We start from the raw sequence: 2,998 nt of genomic DNA on the forward strand, positions 1-2,998 counted from the left end.
CGGCACCCGCCGCGATCAGCTCGTCCCGCAGCACGACCGCGCCCGGAGCATCCAGCCCCCGGCGCGACAGCAGCAACAGGGTCCGCACCCCATGCACGGCCACGAGATGCCGAGCGACCTCCGAACCCAGGCCACCTGTACCACCGGTCACCAGAACCGTTCCGTCCCCCAACGGGGACTCCACCACACAGAGTGAGGTACCGAGCCGGGCCAGGCGGCCCACATGCACGACGCCGTCACGGACCAGCACCTGGGACTCACCCGCCGCAAGCACCTCCGCGACCGGCAACTCACCACCACCCTCGACGTCCACCAACACGAACCGACCCGGATTCTCCGACTCCGCCGCCCGCACCAAACCCCACACCGCAGCACCCGCCAGGTCGGACCCCGACACCGCACCCCGCGTCACAAAAGCCAGACGGGAAGAAGCATCAGACCGCCCCAGCCACTCCTGCACCGCGCCCAGCACCTCAGCCGCAGCCTCATGCACCGCCTCAGGCGACACACCACCGGCCACCGGAAAGACCGTCAATCCCGCATCCGCGACAGCAGACGCCCCCGACACTTCAGCCGGCACCCACTCCAGACACAACAAACCATCCCGCCCAGGCACCCCCGAAGGCGCTACCGCCGGGGTTCCAAGCACCAGCTCCGCCACCGTCAGCACCGGCTCGCCCGCTGCATCCACCAGCACCAGCGATACGGAGTCCTCGCCCGTACGGCCGATCCGCGCCCGCACCACCGACGCACCCCCCGCATGCAACGACACCCCACGCCAGGAGACCGGCACCAACCCCCGCTCCCCCACAACCTCCCGCACCACCTCAGCCAGCAACGCCGGATGCAGACCGTAGAGCCCTGCGTCCTCGCCACGGACCGGCAGAGAGGCGTCAACGACCAGTTCGTCGCCGGTCAGGTCCAGGGCGGCGCCCTCGGGGGTCAACCGTCCGTTAGCGTGGCAGGTCCACGGTGCGTCGGGCGTCTCCTCGTGGCGCGTGTAGCAGCCGACCGTGCGCGCGCCGGTCTCGTCCGGGGCGCCGACCGTGACCTGGACGACCACGGCGCCCGTCTCGGGCAGGACGAGGGGCTGGTCGGTGAGGGTGAGTTCGCCGATGTGCTCGCACTCGGCCTGTTCGCCGGCCCGCAGCACCATCTCCAGCAGGCCCTCGCTCGGGAAGACCACGGGCTGCCCGCCGTCGGAGGCGTCCGCGAGCCAGGGCAAGGCGGCCAGGGTGAGCCGGCCGGTGAGCAGCATGCCGCCGCCGGAATCGGCGGGGCTGACGGCCGCACCCAGGAGGGCGTGCCCGGTCGTGGCAAGGCCGGCACCCGCGACGTCGCCCGTGCGGACGGCCGGCACGGGCCAGTAGCGCTCGCGCTGGAAGGCGTACGTCGGCAGGTCCACCCGTCGGGCGCCCGTGCCCTCGTACAGCCGTGCCCAGTCGACTTCCACGCCCGCGCAGTACAGCCGTGCCAGCCCGTCGACGAGCGTGCTTTCCTCGCCCCGGCCCCTGCGCAGCACCGGCGTGAACGTGATGTCCGCCGGGTCCTCGTCGCTCAGGATCTCCTGGGCGAGGGCGGTCAGGACTCCGTCGGGGCCGAGTTCTGCGAAGGCTGTGGCTCCTGCCGTACGTAGGGCGCGTATGTCGTCGGCGAACCGTACGGTCTCCCGTACGTGCCGCACCCAGTACTCCGGGTCGCACACCAGCGCGGCATCAGTGGCCATCGGAATCCGCGGCGCGGAGAACGACAGCCCTTCCACCACCGCGCGGAACTCGTCCAGCATCGGGTCCATGAGCGGCGAGTGGAACGCGTGCGACACTCGCAGCCGGGACGTCTTCAGCCCCAGTTCACTGAAGTGCGCGTCCATCTTCTCGACGGCGTCCTCCGTGCCGGAGACGACCAGTGAGGTGGGGCCGTTGACCGCGGCAAGGGACACGAACTCGGCGAGTAGTGGCCGGACTTCGTCTTCTGCTGCCTGGACGGCGAGCATCGCGCCGCCCTCGGGCAGGGCCTGCATCAGCCGGCCTCGGGCGGCCACGAGCGCACACGCATCCGCCAGCGACAACACCCCCGCCACATGAGCGGCCGCGATCTCGCCGACCGAGTGCCCGGCCACAAAGTCCGGCCACACACCCAACGACTCCACCAGCCGGAACAACGCCACTTCCACCGCGAACAGACCCGCCTGCGCGAACATGGTTCCGTTCAGCGCATCCCCGTCCTCACTCCACACCACCTCCCGCACCGGTACGTCACACTCGGCGCAGACCGCGTCGAAGGCCTCCGCGAACACCGGGAACCGCGCGTACAACTCCCGTCCCATACCCAGCCGTTGCGAGCCCTGGCCGGAGAACATCATCGCGAGGGACTGCTCGCGGGCCACTCCGCGCGCGATCTCGGCGCCGTCCACGCGCACCGCACGGTGCGCGAAGCGCGCCCGTGAGGCCGCCAGCGAGAAGCCCAGGTCGACCGCGGAACCCGTCACCTTCGACAACCGCTCCAGCTGCGCATCCAGCGCGGCCTGCGACCTGCCCGACACCACCTGCGGCGCCACGACCATCGCCTCGGTCGGTTCGACCGGTGTTTCGACCGCCTGTTCCAGGATGACGTGTGCGTTGGTGCCACTGAGGCCGAACGAGGAGACACCCGCACGCCACGGCCGGCCCGTGTCGGGCCACGTCGCGTTTTCTGTAAGGAGGTTGACGGCTCCGGGCGTCCAGTCGACGTGGCTGGACGGCCTGTCCACGTGCAGGGTGCGCGGCAGCACACCCTCCCGCATCGCCAGCACCATCTTGATCACACCGGCCACACCGGCGGCCGCCTGCGTGTGTCCGATGTTCGACTTCACGGAGCCCAGCAGCAGGGGGTGTTCGCGGTCCTGACCGTATGCGGTGAGCAGTGCCTGCGCCTCGATCGGGTCGCCCAGCGGCGTACCCGTACCGTGCCCCTCCACCACGTCCACATCGGCCGCCGACAGCCCGGCAGCCGCCAACGC

Annotated in this window: 1 protein-coding gene; it reads right to left on the bottom strand. The window is 70.8% G+C overall.

The annotated features are described in order from the left end of the window. Window positions 1-2,998, bottom strand: a 2,998-nt coding sequence (locus ACWD01_RS37330; RefSeq protein ID WP_451168424.1) for a type I polyketide synthase, incomplete at both ends; no start/stop codon positions are given.

This window comes from Streptomyces sp. NPDC002835, assembly GCF_053591995.1.